This window comes from Marinobacter gelidimuriae, from assembly GCF_000372805.1.
In the GTDB taxonomy this organism is placed as follows: domain Bacteria; phylum Pseudomonadota; class Gammaproteobacteria; order Pseudomonadales; family Oleiphilaceae; genus Marinobacter; species Marinobacter gelidimuriae.
This window is the reverse complement of sequence record NZ_KB889874.1, coordinates 20,812-36,979: the sequence shown is the minus strand read 5'-3', so window position 1 is coordinate 36,979 and position 16,168 is coordinate 20,812. Positions and strand designations below refer to the sequence as shown.

14 protein-coding genes and 1 pseudogene are annotated in these 16,168 nt (G+C 54.2%); 2 read left to right on the top strand and 13 right to left on the bottom strand.

Annotation, left to right across the window (positions count from 1 at the left end; all coding sequences use genetic code 11):
- Positions 1–75: 75 nt before the first annotated feature.
- From A3OI_RS0106120 to A3OI_RS0106075, 10 genes are all read right to left on the bottom strand, one after another.
- A complete protein-coding gene (locus tag A3OI_RS0106120) occupies positions 76–1,506 on the bottom strand; it encodes a sensor domain-containing diguanylate cyclase (protein WP_228702910.1) in 1,431 nt (476 codons plus the stop codon).
- Positions 1,507–1,763: 257 nt separating this feature from the next.
- Positions 1,764–2,621, bottom strand: coding sequence for an ABC transporter permease (locus tag A3OI_RS0106115; protein WP_018403423.1), 858 nt, complete (start codon positions 2,619–2,621; stop codon positions 1,764–1,766).
- The gene (locus A3OI_RS0106110) at positions 2,618–3,499 is read right to left on the bottom strand and encodes an ABC transporter permease (RefSeq protein ID WP_018403422.1); all 882 of its coding nucleotides are present in this window, start codon (positions 3,497–3,499) and stop codon (positions 2,618–2,620) included. The genes A3OI_RS0106115 and A3OI_RS0106110 overlap by 4 nt, the downstream gene beginning before the upstream one ends.
- Positions 3,496–4,647, bottom strand: a complete 1,152-nt coding sequence (locus A3OI_RS0106105; RefSeq protein ID WP_018403421.1) for an ABC transporter ATP-binding protein — start codon at positions 4,645–4,647, stop codon at positions 3,496–3,498. Before A3OI_RS0106105 ends, A3OI_RS0106110 begins: the two co-directional genes overlap by 4 nt.
- Before the next feature lie 21 nt (positions 4,648–4,668).
- Positions 4,669–5,742 carry an extracellular solute-binding protein gene (locus A3OI_RS0106100; RefSeq protein ID WP_018403420.1) on the bottom strand — a complete coding sequence of 358 codons (1,074 nt, stop codon included), beginning with the start codon at positions 5,740–5,742 and terminating at the stop codon, positions 4,669–4,671.
- A 116-nt stretch (positions 5,743–5,858) separates the two neighbouring features.
- Positions 5,859–6,992, bottom strand: a complete 1,134-nt coding sequence (gene zapE, locus A3OI_RS0106095) for a cell division protein ZapE (RefSeq protein WP_018403419.1) — start codon at positions 6,990–6,992, stop codon at positions 5,859–5,861.
- A 206-nt stretch (positions 6,993–7,198) separates the two neighbouring features.
- The gene (locus A3OI_RS0106090; protein WP_018403418.1) at positions 7,199–7,510 is read right to left on the bottom strand and encodes an AzlD family protein; all 312 of its coding nucleotides are present in this window, start codon (positions 7,508–7,510) and stop codon (positions 7,199–7,201) included.
- Positions 7,507–8,244, bottom strand: a complete 738-nt coding sequence (locus A3OI_RS0106085; protein WP_026224029.1) for an AzlC family ABC transporter permease — start codon at positions 8,242–8,244, stop codon at positions 7,507–7,509. The genes A3OI_RS0106090 and A3OI_RS0106085 overlap by 4 nt, the downstream gene beginning before the upstream one ends.
- A gap of 259 nt (positions 8,245–8,503) precedes the next feature.
- On the bottom strand, positions 8,504–9,934 hold the full coding sequence (gene cls, locus A3OI_RS0106080) for a cardiolipin synthase (protein WP_018403416.1): 1,431 nt from the start codon (positions 9,932–9,934) through the stop codon (positions 8,504–8,506).
- 38 nt (positions 9,935–9,972) lie between these two features.
- The gene (locus A3OI_RS0106075; protein ID WP_018403415.1) at positions 9,973–10,857 is read right to left on the bottom strand and encodes a ZIP family metal transporter; all 885 of its coding nucleotides are present in this window, start codon (positions 10,855–10,857) and stop codon (positions 9,973–9,975) included.
- A gap of 227 nt (positions 10,858–11,084) precedes the next feature.
- Here A3OI_RS0106075 and A3OI_RS0106070 point away from each other — a divergent pair, with 227 nt between their 5' ends.
- A complete protein-coding gene (locus A3OI_RS0106070) occupies positions 11,085–12,197 on the top strand; it encodes an NADH:flavin oxidoreductase (RefSeq protein ID WP_026224028.1) in 1,113 nt (370 codons plus the stop codon).
- 46 nt (positions 12,198–12,243) lie between these two features.
- Here the strand turns inward: A3OI_RS0106070 and pntB are convergent, their stop codons facing one another.
- Complete coding sequence (gene pntB / locus A3OI_RS0106065) at positions 12,244–13,638, bottom strand: Re/Si-specific NAD(P)(+) transhydrogenase subunit beta (protein WP_026224027.1); 1,395 nt, start codon at positions 13,636–13,638, stop codon at positions 12,244–12,246.
- 12 nt (positions 13,639–13,650) lie between these two features.
- Complete coding sequence (locus A3OI_RS0106060; RefSeq protein ID WP_018403412.1) at positions 13,651–15,228, bottom strand: Re/Si-specific NAD(P)(+) transhydrogenase subunit alpha; 1,578 nt, start codon at positions 15,226–15,228, stop codon at positions 13,651–13,653.
- 134 nt (positions 15,229–15,362) lie between these two features.
- Between A3OI_RS0106060 and A3OI_RS19495 the strand changes: the two are divergent.
- Positions 15,363–15,692, top strand: a pseudogene (locus tag A3OI_RS19495) (SDR family oxidoreductase); the annotation flags it as partial.
- Positions 15,693–15,793: 101 nt separating this feature from the next.
- On the opposite strand, the gene A3OI_RS0106050 reads toward A3OI_RS19495, so the two are convergent.
- Entirely contained in the window at positions 15,794–16,090 is a 297-nt protein-coding gene (locus tag A3OI_RS0106050) for a 4a-hydroxytetrahydrobiopterin dehydratase (protein WP_018403410.1), read from the bottom strand.
- Between the last annotated feature and the right edge of the window lie 78 nt (positions 16,091–16,168).

Genomic DNA, 16,168 nt, shown 5'->3' with positions numbered 1-16,168 from the left:
GGTGCGTGCGAAGGTATGCGAGGTTAGATTGAAAGGTACGGGGAGTTATTTCAGCTAAATGGGTTTCGAGAGGAACTAGTGCTCAGCCGAAAAGAACCGGATATTGTTCTTGCCCAGGCTTTTGGCGGCATACATTGCACTATCGGCATTTATGATTAAATCCGAGGCGCTGTCCCCGTCAGCGGGGAAAGTGGCAATACCCAGCGATACGCCTATCTGGACCACTACACCAAGAATCTCTATAGGCTGATTAATCGAGGTGACAATACGGTTCGCGACTTCGGTAATTTCGTCTCTTCCCCGCGGGTTGTTAAGGATGAATATAAACTCATCGCCACCCACACGGGCTATAGTATCGGAGCTTCGCACCAGCGCCAGTAGCCGTTTCGCCACATCTTTTAATAGATCGTCCCCGAATTTATGACCAAGTTGGTCGTTTACGAGCTTAAATCCGTCAAGATCAAGAAACATCAGTGCAAAATGGCTCTCTTCGCGATTGGCATGGAGGACCTTTTGGTTAATACGGTCCATCAGTAAGGTTCTGTTGGGCAAGTCAGTCAAGGCATCGTGAAACGCCAAGTGCCGGATGTGCTCGTCTTTACGCCAAAGCGCCGTAATGTCGCTGAACACAGAGACATAGTGAATGGGTTCGCCGGCCTCATCACGCACCATGCTGATGGTCATGCGTTGCAGGTAAAGCTCTCCGTCTTTACGACGGTTCCATATCTCGCCATACCAGCGCCCCTGGGCCTTTATTTCATCCCACATGGACGCATAAAACGCCTGGTCATGCCGATCGGAATGCAGGATATGAGGCGTTTGCCCGACGGATTCCTCAAGGGTGTAGCCCGTAATTTCGACGAACCCTGGATTAACCGACAAAATTACACCGTTAACATCGGTAATTAAAACACCATCGAGCGTATTGTCGAAAACACACGCGGCCAGCTTGAGCTTTGCCTCGACCTCCTTCAGAACCGTTATTTCGCTGGCCTGAATAGAGAACCCCTGAACCGTACCGTCGGCTTTAAAATCAGGAATATAGTTCCCGATGATGTGCCCCACACTGCCATCAGCTTTGTTCAGAGTGCGCTCGAAGCGTTGCGGTTCGCCAGCCAGCACGGCGCGAATATGGGGCTCATTCAGGGCATAAAGTTGCTCGCTGACCAGGTCCTGAAACCGAATTCCGATAACGTCTTCGGGCGGCATGCCAAACCATTCACTGAAGGCATTGTTGGCATAGCGGCAGCGTAAATCTCGGTCCCAATAGCCCATCATATTTGGCGTGCTATTAACGATGGTTCTGATGAGCTGCTCGTTCTTGAGGCTCGCCTCTGATGCGGATTCAGCCTGTTTGAGTGCTTTTTGGATACGATGAGTAACGTGGATATAGTAAGCAATGAATGGGCAGGTAATGGCAAACGTGGCCATCACCAGAAAATAAAAACCATGCTCGATAAGAGAATGGTTTACGGATAAGGGCCATATCTCAATGCTTGCGATCAAGCTGACAACGGCGAGTATAACGAAAAAATATTTGGTGCAGGGTGAAGCGATTACCGTATTTAGCCAAGGCCGGTGTGTTTTTTGGACACTCATGTCATATCTCTGGGTGTAGGCATACTATTTCCCAAATGCGTGTATGGCGATGCGACCCTCGGCTTGAACTACAAATTTAGCACACCTTGCGGACTTTGGAAGTGAATAATAGGTAGGGGGCAAATCAAAAAATGCCGCCTTTCACTACATCTTGTAAGCGTAGATTACGGCTTGGCCGGGCGCTGCACAAACAGTGAAATTAGCGCCAGACACGCTGACCCCACCATCAGCAATACCGACACCGCGTTTAATACCGGTGTTGAGCCTTCCCGCAGCCGGTCAAACATGGCAATGGTCAGAGGGGCATCGGAGCCCACCAGCATCAAAGTCGTGTTGAAGTTTTCAAACGACATCAGAAACGCCACCACGCCGGCACCAAACAGCGCGGGTTTCAGGAACGGCAGGGTAACGGTGGCAATGGCTGTCAGGCGGCTGGCGCCCAGGTTCATGGCGGCTTCTTCCTGGGTAATGTCGAATTTGCGCAGGCGCGCAGAGATCACCAGGGTGGCAATGGTGGTAAGGAACGCAAACTGACCGAGCGTGACCAATACCAAGCCCGGGCGCAGGGCTTCTATTTCGTAACCAAACTGCACCTCAAACCAGTTAGCCACGGTACTGCTGAACACCAGAATGGACACCCCAAGTATTACCCCCGGTATCACCAGCGGCATCAGCATCAGCACGTAAAGAAAGTTCTTACCCGGAAACTGTTCGCGCTCGAACAAAAAGGCGTTGCAGGTGGCCAGTGCCAGACTGGCCATGGTGGTGACAATGGCCACCTGAACACTCACACCAATACTGTCGAGCAATGCGTCATCGTGAAACAGGCCGAGCCTGGGCTCGCCCTTACCCAGATACCAGTCCCAGGTGAAACCATTCCACGGCAGCGATGGGAACAATGCGTCGTTAAACGAGAACGCCGCCACAACGACCAGGGGCGTGATTAAAAAAATGAAAAACAGCGTTACATAACTCAGGTAAGAAACCCGAAAGAAACGGCTGCTGGGAATAGAGGGAATCATGACATCACCCGTGTAAACGACTGCCTGGTGATTTTCAGGCCCAACCAAACGATGAGTGACGAGAGTATCAGCAGCAAAATGCCAAAGGCGGCGCCCTGCTCCCAATTAAAGCGGGTAATAAACTGGGTGTAGATCTGCTCGGTAAACCACAGGCTGGATTTGCCGCCCAGCAGTGTTGGGGTCAGGTAATTTCCGAGCGTTAGCATAAACACCACAATGCAGCCGCTCATAATGCCAGGCATGGCGTGGGGAATCACAATGCTGCGCATCACGTTCCAGCTGCTGCCACCCAAGTCGTATCCGGCTTCAATCAGGCTGTTGTCCAGACTGTCGAGGGTGGTCACCAGTGGCACTACCATAAACAGCATGGAGGTGTAGATAAGCCCCACCATAATGGCGACGTCGTTATAGAGCATTTCAACGGGCTGGTCTGCCAGCCCGAACCATTGCAGCGCGCCGCTGATCAGCCCGGTTTCCCGCAGTAATATCATCCAGCCGTAAGTACGCACCAGTTCGCTGACCCAGAACGGCAGCAGGCACAAAATAAACAACGCAATCCGCGGCCTGCCGGTGAGTACCTTGGCAATGTAAAACGACACCGGGAAGGCAATGATCAGCGTCAGCACCGTGGCAACAATGGACATCACCGCTGTGCGAACAAAGGTATTCCAATACAGAGGTTCGGTAAAAAACGCGGTGTAGTTACCAAAGCTGAAACCGTATTGCCGGGAGGCAATGCGCTCCCGCAGCGACACCAACACCATATCAATGTGCGGCAGAATAATCAGCAAGCTGAGCCAGAGTACGATAGGCGCCAGCAACAGCCAAAAGCCCAGGCGGTATTGGGTGCGGTTGAAGTTGCCGCTGGCGTCGCTCATGGCGCACCCGGCGGCTTCGTATCCGCGGGTGCGGGGAAACAAAGGCACTGACTGGCTTGCCAGCTGACATGCACCGAACGGCCCGCCTCTAATGCCTGAAAGTCTGCGGTCTGCGGCAGCGCTACTGTAAGCTCGGCGCCTTCGGCGGTTTCCACCTGAACCCGACTTTGTGCGCCATCAAACAATACGCGCGAAACGGTGACGGCCAGGCAATTGTCTTGTTCCGTTGCCGGCCTGGATGTGCTGATCTGCATCACTTCCGGCCGAACAAACAACGTAATGGGTGAGCCCGCCACCAACGGTTGATTGGCGTGGCTCAACAGACGTACACCCTGCTCGGTGACGAGGGTGACAAGGTCGCCAGACTGCGACTGCACCTTGCCTGCGTACTGGTTGCTGTCGCCAACAAAGCCTGCCACAAAGGCGGTTTTTGGCTGGTAGTAAAGCTCTTGCGGCGTGCCGACCTGCTCAAACCGGCCCTTGTTCATCACGGCTACTTGGTCAGACATAACCAGCGCTTCAGACTGGTCGTGAGTGATGTAGACAAACGTGGTGTTGAACTCGCGCTGCAGCCGTTTAAGCTCAATTTTCATTTGCTCGCGCAGTTTCAAATCCAGAGCGCCTAACGGCTCATCGAGTAACAACACGGCGGGGTTCAGCACCAGGCAGCGGGCTATGGCTACGCGCTGTTTTTGCCCGCCAGAGAGCTGATCAATGCGCTTGTCGCCAAACCCGGGCAAGTGAACCTTAGCCAGCACTTCGTCAATCAGGGTGGCGTGTTCACGCTTGGGGATGCCTTTGCGCTTCAACCCATAAGCAATGTTTTCGGCCACCGACATGGTGGGGAACAGCGCCAGATGCTGAAACACCATGTTAACGGGCCGCTTGTTCGGCGGCGTGTTCAGCACTGACTTGCCTTTAATCAGAATATCGCCGGAATCCGGTTGCTGAAAACCAGCCAGCATTCGCAGCAGCGTTGTTTTACCGCAACCAGAGGGGCCAAGGATGGAAAAAAACGCCCCGCGGGGGATGCTGAACGACACCCCGTCGACAGCGGCAAACTCACCAAAATGTTTGCTCAGCAGGGTGCAGGCAAGATCTTCCTGCACCCCCGCATCGACACCCAATGCGCATGCTTGATCCGACATAGACAACAACCTTAATCGAGCTTAGTTTGCGGCTTTCACCCGATCGAGAACCTTACCTTCCATTACCTCCAAACCGGCGGGAACGGGCGGGTACCAGTTGATGTTGTCCAGGTCCGCTTCTGGAAAGCTCTGCTTGAACTGAGCTTTCAGCGTGTCATTGACAAAATCATCACTGCCTTTGGATGCCGTAAAGTTACCGGCAGACTCGGTAATACGAGCCGCAACTTCAGGCTGCATCACAAAGTTGATCCACTTATAAGCGGCGTCTTCGGCCTTGGTTTTGCGCGGCAGCACAAAGGTATCAATCCAGCCCAGCGCACCAGATGCGGGCGCCACAAACGTGATGTCCGGGTTTTCTGAGTTAAGTTTCCAGCCACCCGCATCCCAGGCCATGGCCGCAGACACTTCGCCCGAACGCATCAGGTTCAGCAAGGCATCGCCGCCGGACCAATAGGCTTTTACGTTGCTCTTACAGGAGACCAGTTTTTCTTCCACTTTATTCAGAATGGCCTGGTATTTCTCCGTATCGCCGTAGGCTGCGAACGGGTCTTCACCCAGTGCGAAAGCGAAACCAATCAATGTGGGACGCTTCAAGCGATAAGACACAGAGCCACTTAACGAGTCATCACACAGGTCGGTGTAATCTTTCACCGTGCCCGCGGCCTCGCGATTGACGATCAGGCCACTGGTACCCCAAACGTGCGGAACACCGTACACCTCGCCTTCAAATTCGGTGTTCTTTTTAGTTGCTGCCAGCATGGAGGGGATGATCTTTGCCGTGTCGATTTTGCTCAGATCCATCGGCTTATAAATATTGAAATCAGCATGGGCGCTAACAATGCGGTCCTGGCTTGGCTGGGCCAGGTCAAAGCCCGCGCCGCGTGTGGCGCGCAGCTTTGAAATCATGTCTTCGTTATTGGAGAGGGTTATTTTAACTTCGATGCCGGTTTCTTTCTCGAATTGCTCGACCACATCCTGTGGCGCGTAACCGCCCCAGGTCAGCAGCCGAAGTGTTTCAGCCTGGGCCGACATCGAAAACGTCGCTGTTACAGCAGTAACCAGTGTCAGAACCTTGAATTGACGAAGGAATTTCATGATTTGGCCTGTCCTTATGAGCAATGAAAAACGATGACGTGCAATTTATAAGCATAACTGTAGTGGGTTACAGATTTTTGACAAGTCACCGATTCGCTTCAGTTGCATTTAGCGTTTCAAGAGTCACCTTCGGAGCTTACTGCATACTGTCCAAATCGCTGAAACTGCATTTCTTGCAGGCGGCTAAGGGCGCGGCGAAACGGGAATCCCAACGCGCCCCGGCTGTATAGCTGGTTTAACGGCACGGCAGCGCCCAGGTAAAGCGGAATACTGCGGTCGTAGCACTCATCTACCAGCGCAATGAATCGGCGCACGCCGTCATCCTGGCGCGACAGCGCAGGCAACTGGCGGTCTCCGGCGGCCACCTGCGTTACGCCATCTTCGGTGCCACGGGCAATCGCCGTTTGTTGCCCAGCGCCTGTGAGTTGGAGCACGTCGCTCAAAAAAATATGGGAGAAACAATCACACATCTCGATAAAATCTTGTGCGGCCAGTGGCTGCTCGCATAGATCGTTATAGCGGCACCACAGCAGGCGTTCGCTGCGCCGGACCACCTTGATGTACCGATGGCCCAACAGCACCGGTTGGCTATGGGTTTGCTCGCCGCTAATGAGTAACTCTGTGAACGCCGCCTCTAAAGCCTGGGGCTGGTTAACCCAATAGCGTTGCTGGCTCTGGCCAGGATGTAACCGATGGTCTTGACCGCCATCCACGTTCACAACCTGCATGTGCTGGTTGAGTGCGGTAATGGCCGGCAGCAGTCGTTCACGATTAAAGCCATCCGCGTACAACTCATCCGGTGGCTGGTTTGACGTTGTCACCAATACCAACCCCTGCGCAAATAATTCACGCAATAAACCACCGATAAGAATGGCATCGCCAATGTCACTGATGAAAAGCTCATCAAGGCACAACACCCGTGCCTCGGCCGCCAACTCCTGCACCAAAAGGCGCAGCGGATTTTCCTGTCCGGTTAACTGAAACAAGCGCCGGTGAACCCAGCGAATAAAATGATGGAAGTGCTGTCGCCGGGCAGGCACGGTTAAAACCTGATGAAAACGATCCATTAACCAGGTTTTTCCGCGCCCCACCGGCCCCCAGAGATACACGCCTTGAACATCCGGGTCGCCTGATTGCAACTGTTCATAGCAGCGCTGCAAACTCAAGGCAGCCCGTTGCTGAGCGGGGTCGTCTTTAAAACCCGCGGCCAGTGCCTGCTGGTAGGCCGCATAGGGGGAAAGCATGGTCATTCAGGTTGTTTTCCTCAGCTCGCGCGCCCGAACATTCTGTCGAAGAAACCGGCGGTTTTTATCTCTGGCATTGGCAAGCTGTCTACTTCGGCCGTTGCCTTGCGCCAGAACTTCTGCGGGTCGTCCACTGTTGTTAAAGGGTTGTTGATTTGTAACATTGCGTAGTCGTCGCGGCCACGGATTCGGTAAAACTCGACGCGGGGGCTTTAAAACAGATACCGCACAGCAGCAGCAGCGAAGACACCGGCAGCAATCGCTGGCAACGGTTTTTTAAGAACGAGCATAGCAACGGCCGTCACCGACAGGGCGGCAAGCGCCCCTGCATCGCCCTCAAATGCCATGGGCACGATGATAGCGATAAGCACAGAGCTGGCCATGGTGTTGATAAAACTCTCTATGCGAGGGCTTATCCGCACGAAGGACATGATAAACACGCCGCCAAAACGGGTCGCCAAGGTCACCAGCGTCATGATCAGTATCAGTACCAGAACGCCTGTTGTGGTGGTTTCAATGGTCACGTGGGTGTTTCCCCGGCCGTCTCTTTACCCGGTTTTTTCTCAAGCCAGAAGAACCCGACCACACCGCCAGCAAGAGCGCCTGCGACAACGTGCGTGTTGGCGGGCAGCCATTTCCATGCGGCTAACGACGCCAGCGCAGCCAGCACCCAGGCGACAAGAATACGCGGGCTCTTCTTTCCGCCTAAGGCCATGGCCAGCAGAAAGCAGCCCAAAACCATGTCTAGCCCCAGGTTCTTCGGATTCTGCAACAGCCCGCCAAAGTAGACGCCTAACCAGGTGCCTAAAATCCACGCCAGCCAAAGCACCAGACCACCGCCCAGAATAACCTCCAGGTTACGATTACCTCTTTGGTAATCCTGAGCGGCTATGGCCCAGTTGGCGTCGGTAAGAACCAGAAGCAGGCTATAACGTTTGGCGGGCGCTACGTCTTTCAACATGGGGTAAAGCGACGCGCCCATCAGCAGATGCCGGGAGTTGATGGCAAATACCACGACCATAACGGGGATCACCGAGACCTCGGCGCCCCACATATCAAGCGTGGCAAACTGCGATGCCCCGGCGAACACCAGGGTGCTCATCAGAATGGTGTCTAAAGGGGCCAGCCCTTTCTGCACCGCCGCCAAACCAAACGCAGCTCCAAACGCCACCACAAAAAGGGAGATGGGGAGCATCCGCATGAGCTCGGAACGAACCTTGGCGGGTTGAAACCGGTAGGAATATAAGGTGCTTCTCATAGGCGCAGGCTAAGTCGATTTTAAGGGCGCGTGTTTACGTCTTTTTTCTATAAGCCAGGTAAAACTCAGAGATGTCATTGAGCCCACAATACCGGCGTAAAACGGAAAGATACCCGAACCGCCTTTGACCGCTTCGTGCAGGCTATCAAATAGCCTCTCAGGCGTCTGATGCAGAATAACGACCTATATATTGTAATTTACAGGAGCTTAGGTGGTTGCAAGCCTGAGTTCAAGTGATAAGTGAGCTACCGATTCTTATCTATAGCACCGGGCCGATCGTTGCGATCACGTTATTCCAGATTCGCCGGTAGTAGGGCCAGGCAAGCACTGTAGCCAGTACAACCTGTTCGGAGCGGCCAATATAAATTTGCTGTCGCTCTCGAATGGCCATGGTGATGGCCTCGTCTCGCAGCAGTATGTTGTTTTCGTAGTTCAGGTCAAAGCTGCGCAGATCAAGATTGGAGGAGCCTACCAGGCTGACACACCCGTCGAGGGTCAGAGTCTTCGCGTGCAACAGTCCACCCTTGAATTCATGGATGCAACAACCCGCATCGAGTAGCCGATGATAGTAGCTGCGACTGGCGGCAGAGACGATCCAGCTGTCGTTCACCTTGGGGTAAATCAGCGTAACCGCAACACCTCGGTGGGCTGCGGCACAGAGCGCTTCCAGAAGCGTTGCGTCGGGAACAAAATAAGGCGTAGAAATGGTCAGTTCGGTTTCGGCACTGGCGATCAGGTTGGCAAACAACTGTGGCGTTGCTCCGCGACGCTCCGTAGGCCCTACCCCCATCACCTGCGCTGGGAATCCTCCTTTAATGGGCTCAGCCTTGAGCTCAATTCCGTTTAGGGATTCACCGGTGGCCTGCATCCAGTCGCTGGCGAACAACAGCTGATTCTGCGCTACCACCGGGCCTTCAAATCGCAGCATGATATCCACCCAGGGGCCATACTTCGCTTTGGGTCGAAACTCAGGATCTGCAGAATTTCGGCTACCACAATAGGTGATGCACCCATCAATTACCGTGATCTTGCGATGGTTACGCAGGTCAAGGCGACTGGTCAGAATGGTGCGAACAATATTCCTGAACGGCAACGCTACGGCCAACTGAACGCCGGCCTGATTCATGCGACGCCAAAGCCTGGATTTGATCAATACGCGGGAACCCAGCCCGTCGGCCATCGCACGACAGGTAACCCCTCGCTGCGCAGCCCGAATCAAGGCGGCGGCCACATCGCTGCCGGTATTGTCATCCAGCCAGATGTAATACAGCACATGCACATGGCTGGTGGCCGCATCAATATCCGCGACCAGGCGCGCCCGCGTGGCATCGCCATCCGCCATCAGTTCGGCGGCATTGCCGTCCAGGGTATAAAACCCGTTGATAGATCCTGCGTAGCGGAATGCCGGACGATAAATGGGATCAATCAAACTGTCTACGTTTGCCGCATTTCCCATGAAACCCGCCGCTTTTGCGCCTATTTCATCGAAAATTTCGCCATGGCGCTTATTTGCGCGGTTGCCAATATCAATCTCGCCAAACAGAAAATACACGGCACTGCCAAAATAAGGCAGCGCGTTCAAAACGATAAACCACGCCAGGCGCCCAGGCGGTGATAAGTCATCGCGCAGCAGAATTCTGACTGTAAACGCCAGAACCAGAAGAGCGTGTAGAGTTAGAACAACGGTCATCTATGATCCTAATGGAATGCTGATCAGAAGCTTGGTGCTCAAAGTGCTGTATCGAGAAGCATCATTAAAACAAACCCGATTATAAGCCCACCCGTTGCCCAGCTTTCATGCCCGGCGCGATGGGATTCGGGAATAATTTCATGACTGATCACAAACAGCATTGCACCTGCCGCAATCGCCAACCCCCAGGGCAGAAGATGAACCGAAAGGCCGATCAATGCGACGCCCAACAGAGCCGCGACAGGCTCCACCAAACCAGAAAGAGCACCAACGCCAATCGCTAATCCTTTACTATAACCAACGCTCATCAACGCCAAAGCAACCACAAAGCCTTCGGGAATATCCTGTATCGCAATACCTACCGTCAGGGCCTTTGCACCCACCAGATCCGGCCCGGCAAATGAAACACCAATCGCCATGCCTTCAGGAAAGTTGTGCAACACGATGGCCGTGACAAAAAGCCAGACCCGCTTAAGCCTTGTTGCCTGTTCGATATTGGTTTCAGATCGGGCGCCGCCCTCAAGGCCTTTGACAAAATGTTCATGGGGCACAACCCGCTCAATCATCAGCAAACCCAGAGCGCCCAGTATGATGCCACCACCAACAATACCCCCGGCCAGCCAGGAACCTGCGCCCTGATCAGCGGCAGTATCCAGTGCCGGTATAATCAATGAAAACGACGTTGCTGCCAGCATAACCCCGGCGCCAAAGCCCATCAGCGTATCGGTAAAACGCTGCGAAAGCTGGCGCGTTAAAATGGCAGGAATCGTACCCAGCGCCGTCGCCCCAGCGGCAAACAAACCGCCCAGCAGCGCGCCTGTCATATGCGGATCACCCGCAGCCAAACGCACATATATGCCGGGCAACAACGCAACGAGACCGCCAATCAGAATCGTCAGAACTACCCAGTATCGCAACGCCATAAACGCACCTTATGTTAGTAACACCGCCATCATGGCGCCTCAGACCCTAACCGACAATCAGCAAGAGTTCATCATGCTTGAGTTCCCACGATTTCCACAAAATCTGGGGCAGTTAAAGGCAGTGTTGAAAACGCTGATGGCCTGGCCAGACTGCGGGGCCCATAATAAGGTACCTATCGACTTTCGCAGTTTTATTTTAAACATCGATTTTTCAGGAGTAGTTACTGTTGACCATGAACCTGGGCCCAATGTTTGAACCTTTCAAAGTTCATAACCTGACACTTCGCAACCGCGTTGCCATGGCGCCAATGACCCGGAATTTTTCGCCTAACGGCGTTCCCGGCGAGAACGTGGTTGCCTATTACCGGCGCCGTGCCGAAGCCGGCGTGGGCCTTATTATTACGGAAGGCACCACGGTGAATCATCCTGCGGCCAGTGGCTATCCGGATGTACCTGCATTTCACGGTGTTGATGCACTGGCGGGCTGGAAGAACGTAGTCGATGCGGTGCACGAAGCCGGTGGCGCTATCTTCCCACAGCTCTGGCACGTGGGTTCGGTGCGCAAGGAAGGCGCAGAGCCAGATCCTTCGGTTCCCGGCTACAGCCCGTCAGGTCTGTTTGCCCCCGGCAAGCCCAGTGGCAGGGCAATGAGCAAAGAGGACATCGATGATGTTGTGACCGCGTTTGCCGACGCTGCACAAGACGCCAAAGCGTTGGGATTTGACGGCGTGGAGATTCACGGCGCCCACGGTTATCTGCTTGATCAGTTCCTGTGGGAAGGCACCAACCAGCGCGATGACGAGTACGGTGGCAGCATGGAAAACCGCCTGCGTTTCGTGGTCGAGATTGTGGCAGCGATTCGCTACCGTGTGGGCCCCGAATTCCCCATCATGCTGCGTTTTTCCCAGTGGAAGCAGCAGGACTATGGCGCAAAACTGGTGAACAGCCCGGAACAGCTCGAGCAGTTCCTGAAGCCGCTGGTTGAAGCCGGTGTGGATATTTTCCATGCCTCAACCCGTCGTTTCTGGGAACCGGAATTCGAAGGCTCTGACCTTAATCTTGCAGGCTGGACTCAGAAGCTGTCGGGCAAACCCACCATGTCGGTTGGCAGCGTTGGCCTGACAGAAGATTTCATTAGCGGCACTATGGCCAGCAAGCAGGAGTCGGTTGAACAGTCTGGTATCGACGAGCTGGTAAAGCGCATGAACAACCACGAATTCGAGCTTATTGCTGTGGGCCGAGCGCTTCTGCAAGACCCGGAATGGCTCACCAAAGTGAAGGAAGGGCGGCTTGGCGAGGTGGACGATTTCGCCCGCAAATCCCTCACCAAGCTTTACTGAGTCTAGCCAGAGCATACCCTCTCTGTAGCAGAGAGGGTCAGATCACTCAGCCCCGCAACACACTCACCAGTTTGTCGATGCTGTCTTTTGCATCGCCAAAGAGCATGCGGGAGTTGTCCTTGAAGAACAGCGGGTTTTCCACCCCGGCATAACCCGTTGCCATACCGCGTTTAAGAATCACCACCTGCCGTGCTTTCCAAACCTCAAGCACCGGCATGCCGGCGATCGGGCTGCCAGGATCTTCTGCTGCGGCCGGGTTCACTGTGTCGTTGGCACCGATAACCAGCACCACGTCGGTCTGCGGGAAATCGGCGTTGATTTCGTCCATCTCCAGCACGATATCGTAAGACACATTCGCTTCCGCCAGCAGCACGTTCATGTGCCCGGGCAGGCGACCGGCAACCGGGTGAATGCCAAACCGCACCGTTGTTCCGCGCGCCTTCAACAGTTTGGTCATCTCGCTGACCCCGTTCTGGGCCTGAGCTACAGCCATGCCGTAACCCGGTACGATAATCACCGAATCCGCGTTACGCAGTTCCTCGCATACCTCCTCAATATTGGTTTCCAAAGCCGTTTGATCAGGCCCAGCGGCGGCAGAGCTAGTGCTGGTTTGACCGAAGCCACCCAAAATTACGCTGATAAACGACCGATTCATCGCTTTGCACATGATGTAACTGAGGATCGCGCCACTGCTGCCGACCAACGCACCGGTTACGATCAGCAAGTCATTGCCCAGCATGAAACCGATAGACGCTGCGGCCCAGCCGGAATAGCTGTTGAGCATCGAAACCACCACCGGCATGTCGGCACCGCCAATGGCCATGATTAAATGCACACCCAAAGCGGCGGCAATCAGCGTCATCAGTACCAGTGCAATCACGCCCAGGGCCATGCTGTCGGTGCCCAGGAACCAGGCACCCAGAAGCACCGACGCCAGCAGCGCCACCAGGTTCATCAGGTGCCTGCCTGGCAACGTAAGGGCTTTGCTGTCGATACGGCCATCCAGTTTGCCGCAGGCAATCAGTGAGCCGGTGAAGGTAACGGCGCCAATAAACACACCTAGAAACACTTCCACCAACTTGATGGTGTGCTCGGCACCGGTTGTTTGTATCAGCGGCTCGATGTAGCCAGAAAAGCCCACCAGCACCGCGGCCAAGCCCACAAAGCTGTGCAGCAGCGCCACCAACTGTGGCATTTGAGTCATTTCCACCTTATCGGCGATAACAATGCCAATACTGGCCCCTGCCAGCACCGCAATCACAATAGCAACAAGCCCGCTGTCGCTAACGCTGGCCACCGTAGCCACCAGCGCAATGAGAATGCCGGCAACCCCGTAAAGATTGCCGCGACGCGACGATTCCTGATGGCTCAAGCCTCCAAGGCTGAGAATAAACAGTACGCTGGCGACCACATAGGCCACACTAACAAGTCCTGAACTCATAGCGGGTGCCTCCTAGCGGCGGAACATTTTGAGCATGCGATGGGTAACCCGAAAGCCGCCCCCTACGTTGATGCTGGCAATCAGCACCGCCACAAACGCCATAATTCCGACCGCAAGATTTTCCGCCTGAGCCAGGTGCAATATGGCGCCAATCACGATAATGCCGCTGATGGCGTTGGTCACACTCATCAACGGTGTGTGCAAAGAAGGCGTTACATTCCAGACAACCTGCCAGCCAATAAAGCAGGCCAACACGAATACGGTGAAGTGCCTCAGAAAGCTATCCGGTGCGTGAGCGCCAATGCCATAAAGCGCGGCAACGGTGACAATTAACAATACGCCCTTACCCATTAAGCTGCGGCGATCCGATTCCTTGCGCGCTGCTGCCTTCTGTTCTGCCGAGGGCTCTTCAGTGCCGGGCGCAGGCTTGGGGCTGACCGGCGTGTGCGGCTGGGGCGGCGGCCAGGTTATTTCTTTATCCAGCACCACCGTCAGGCCACGAATCACATCGTCTTCCATATTCACTTGTGGCTGGCCGTTTTTCTCTGGCGTCAGTTCGGTGACAAGGTGAAACAGATTGGTGGCGTAAAGGTCGCTGGCCACTTTGGCCATGCGGCTTGGCAGATCTGTGTAGCCGATCAGCGTAACGTCATGCTTCTCGACGATTTTGCCAGGCTCGGTGAGCTCGCAGTTACCACCACGCTCGGACGCCAGATCGACAATCACGCTGCCAGGTTTCATGGATTTCACCATGTCCGCGGTAATAAGCTTGGGTGCGGGCCTGCCGGGAATAAGAGCGGTGGTAATAATAATGTCGACTTCTTTAGCCTGTTCCGCAAACAGCGCCATTTCCGCCTTGATGAACTCATCGCTCATCTGCTTGGCATAACCGCCTGTGCCGCTGCCCTCTTCCTCACCAAAATCCAGTTGCAGGAATTCTGCGCCCATACTTTCAATCTGTTCTTTCACTTCCAGCCGGGTATCGAACGCCCGCACAATCGCACCCAAACTGTTGGCAGCACCCACAGCCGCAAGGCCCGCTACACCAGCACCGATCACCATCACCTTGGCCGGCGGCACTTTTCCTGCGGCCGTCATCTGCCCGGTAAAGAAGCGTCCAAAGTGACTGGCCGCCTCCACCACCGCGCGGTATCCGGCAATATTCGCCATGGCGCTTAGCGCATCCATCTTCTGGGCCCGGCTGATTCGCGGCAGGCTGTCGATAGCGAAAGTAGTCACCTTACGGGCGGCAAGCTTTTCCAGAAGCTCAGGGTTCTGCCCCGGCCAGATATAACTGACCAGAAAACCACCTTCCTTCATCAGATCGGCTTCGTGCTTACCCAGCGCCGGATTTTCCATGGGTGCGCGAACTTTTAGAATAAAATCCGAGTCGCTCCACAAAGCGCCGACATCCGTCGCAATCGTCGCACCAACGGCTTCATAGGCTGAGTCGTGATAGTGCGCCGCCTCGCCTGCGCTCGTCTCGACCGTAACCTGATACCCCAGCCCAATCAGTTTGTGTACCGAGGGTGGCGTTGCCGCAACCCGTCGCTCGTCTGGGTAAATTTCCTTTGGAATACCGATCTTCATATGCAGATATCCTTCAGCTGGATCGATGAACTGGATGAATACTACCTATATCCTAATGCAACTTCAGGTCAATGTCCGTCATGCGTTTTGCCGCGAACGGCAGAAATCCAGATTACCCAAAATAGACCTGTCTGAATCTGTCCCATTATTCCGCCTCGAAATTCGCAGTCATTGGTTTTACCAACGCTGTCGCCAAGGAAGTCGCAGCTGAAGGCGTGACTGTTAACGCATTATGCCCTGGCATTGTCGGAACTGGAATGTGGCGCGGGCCAGACGGTTTGTCAGCGGCCTGGGCCCAAGACGGCGAATCGGAAGAAGGGTCGTGGGAGCGTCACCAAAAAACACTGCTTCCACAGGGCGAAGCCCAAACGCCAGAAGACATGGGACAACTTGCGGTGTATTTAGCCAGCGCCGCCCACGTTACCGGACAAGCTATTGCGGTAGATGGCGGGTTTTCGCTATAACGGAAAATCTAACTCTACGCAAACTCTACTTCATCGCATACGATCTGTGCCTGCCACGCCCAAAATAATAAAAGATCGATTTTTCTTAGTTCACCCGGTTTTCAGATTAATTTAGATATTTCCTTAGCTAACTCAAAATCTCTCTTCGATATACCACCAGCTTCGTGGGTTATTAAGCTTATGGTCACCCTGTTATATACATTAGACCATTCGGGATGATGGTTCGCCATCTCCGCAAGTATTGCTACTTTTTTCATAAAGCTAAATGCCGAAACAAAGTCAGAGAACTTAAACTGCCTGTATAGTTTTTTCTCTTTAACAGTCCAGAACTCATCAGAGTTCTTGTTAAGCTCTTTTAGTGAGGCATCTATCATGCTTTGGCTGAAACTTTCGATCACATTAACCACCTGCTCCGCGGCAACCCAAGATGTGTTAGAATACTTCCTCTGACGTGCGAGTTACCAGGCATTTTTCTT

Coding starts and splice junctions, on each gene's coding strand:
- A3OI_RS0106115 (WP_018403423.1), bottom strand. CDS start 2,621: ATGATTCCCTCTATTCCCAGCAGCCGTTTCTTTCGGGTTTCTTACCTG.
- A3OI_RS0106110 (WP_018403422.1), bottom strand. CDS start 3,499: ATGAGCGACGCCAGCGGCAACTTCAACCGCACCCAATACCGCCTGGGC.
- A3OI_RS0106105 (WP_018403421.1), bottom strand. CDS start 4,647: ATGTCGGATCAAGCATGCGCATTGGGTGTCGATGCGGGGGTGCAGGAA.
- A3OI_RS0106100 (WP_018403420.1), bottom strand. CDS start 5,742: ATGAAATTCCTTCGTCAATTCAAGGTTCTGACACTGGTTACTGCTGTA.
- zapE (WP_018403419.1), bottom strand. CDS start 6,992: ATGACCATGCTTTCCCCCTATGCGGCCTACCAGCAGGCACTGGCCGCG.
- A3OI_RS0106085 (WP_026224029.1), bottom strand. CDS start 8,244: ATGAGAAGCACCTTATATTCCTACCGGTTTCAACCCGCCAAGGTTCGT.
- cls (WP_018403416.1), bottom strand. CDS start 9,934: ATGACCGTTGTTCTAACTCTACACGCTCTTCTGGTTCTGGCGTTTACA.
- A3OI_RS0106075 (WP_018403415.1), bottom strand. CDS start 10,857: ATGGCGTTGCGATACTGGGTAGTTCTGACGATTCTGATTGGCGGTCTC.
- pntB (WP_026224027.1), bottom strand. CDS start 13,638: ATGAGTTCAGGACTTGTTAGTGTGGCCTATGTGGTCGCCAGCGTACTG.
- A3OI_RS0106060 (WP_018403412.1), bottom strand. CDS start 15,228: ATGAAGATCGGTATTCCAAAGGAAATTTACCCAGACGAGCGACGGGTT.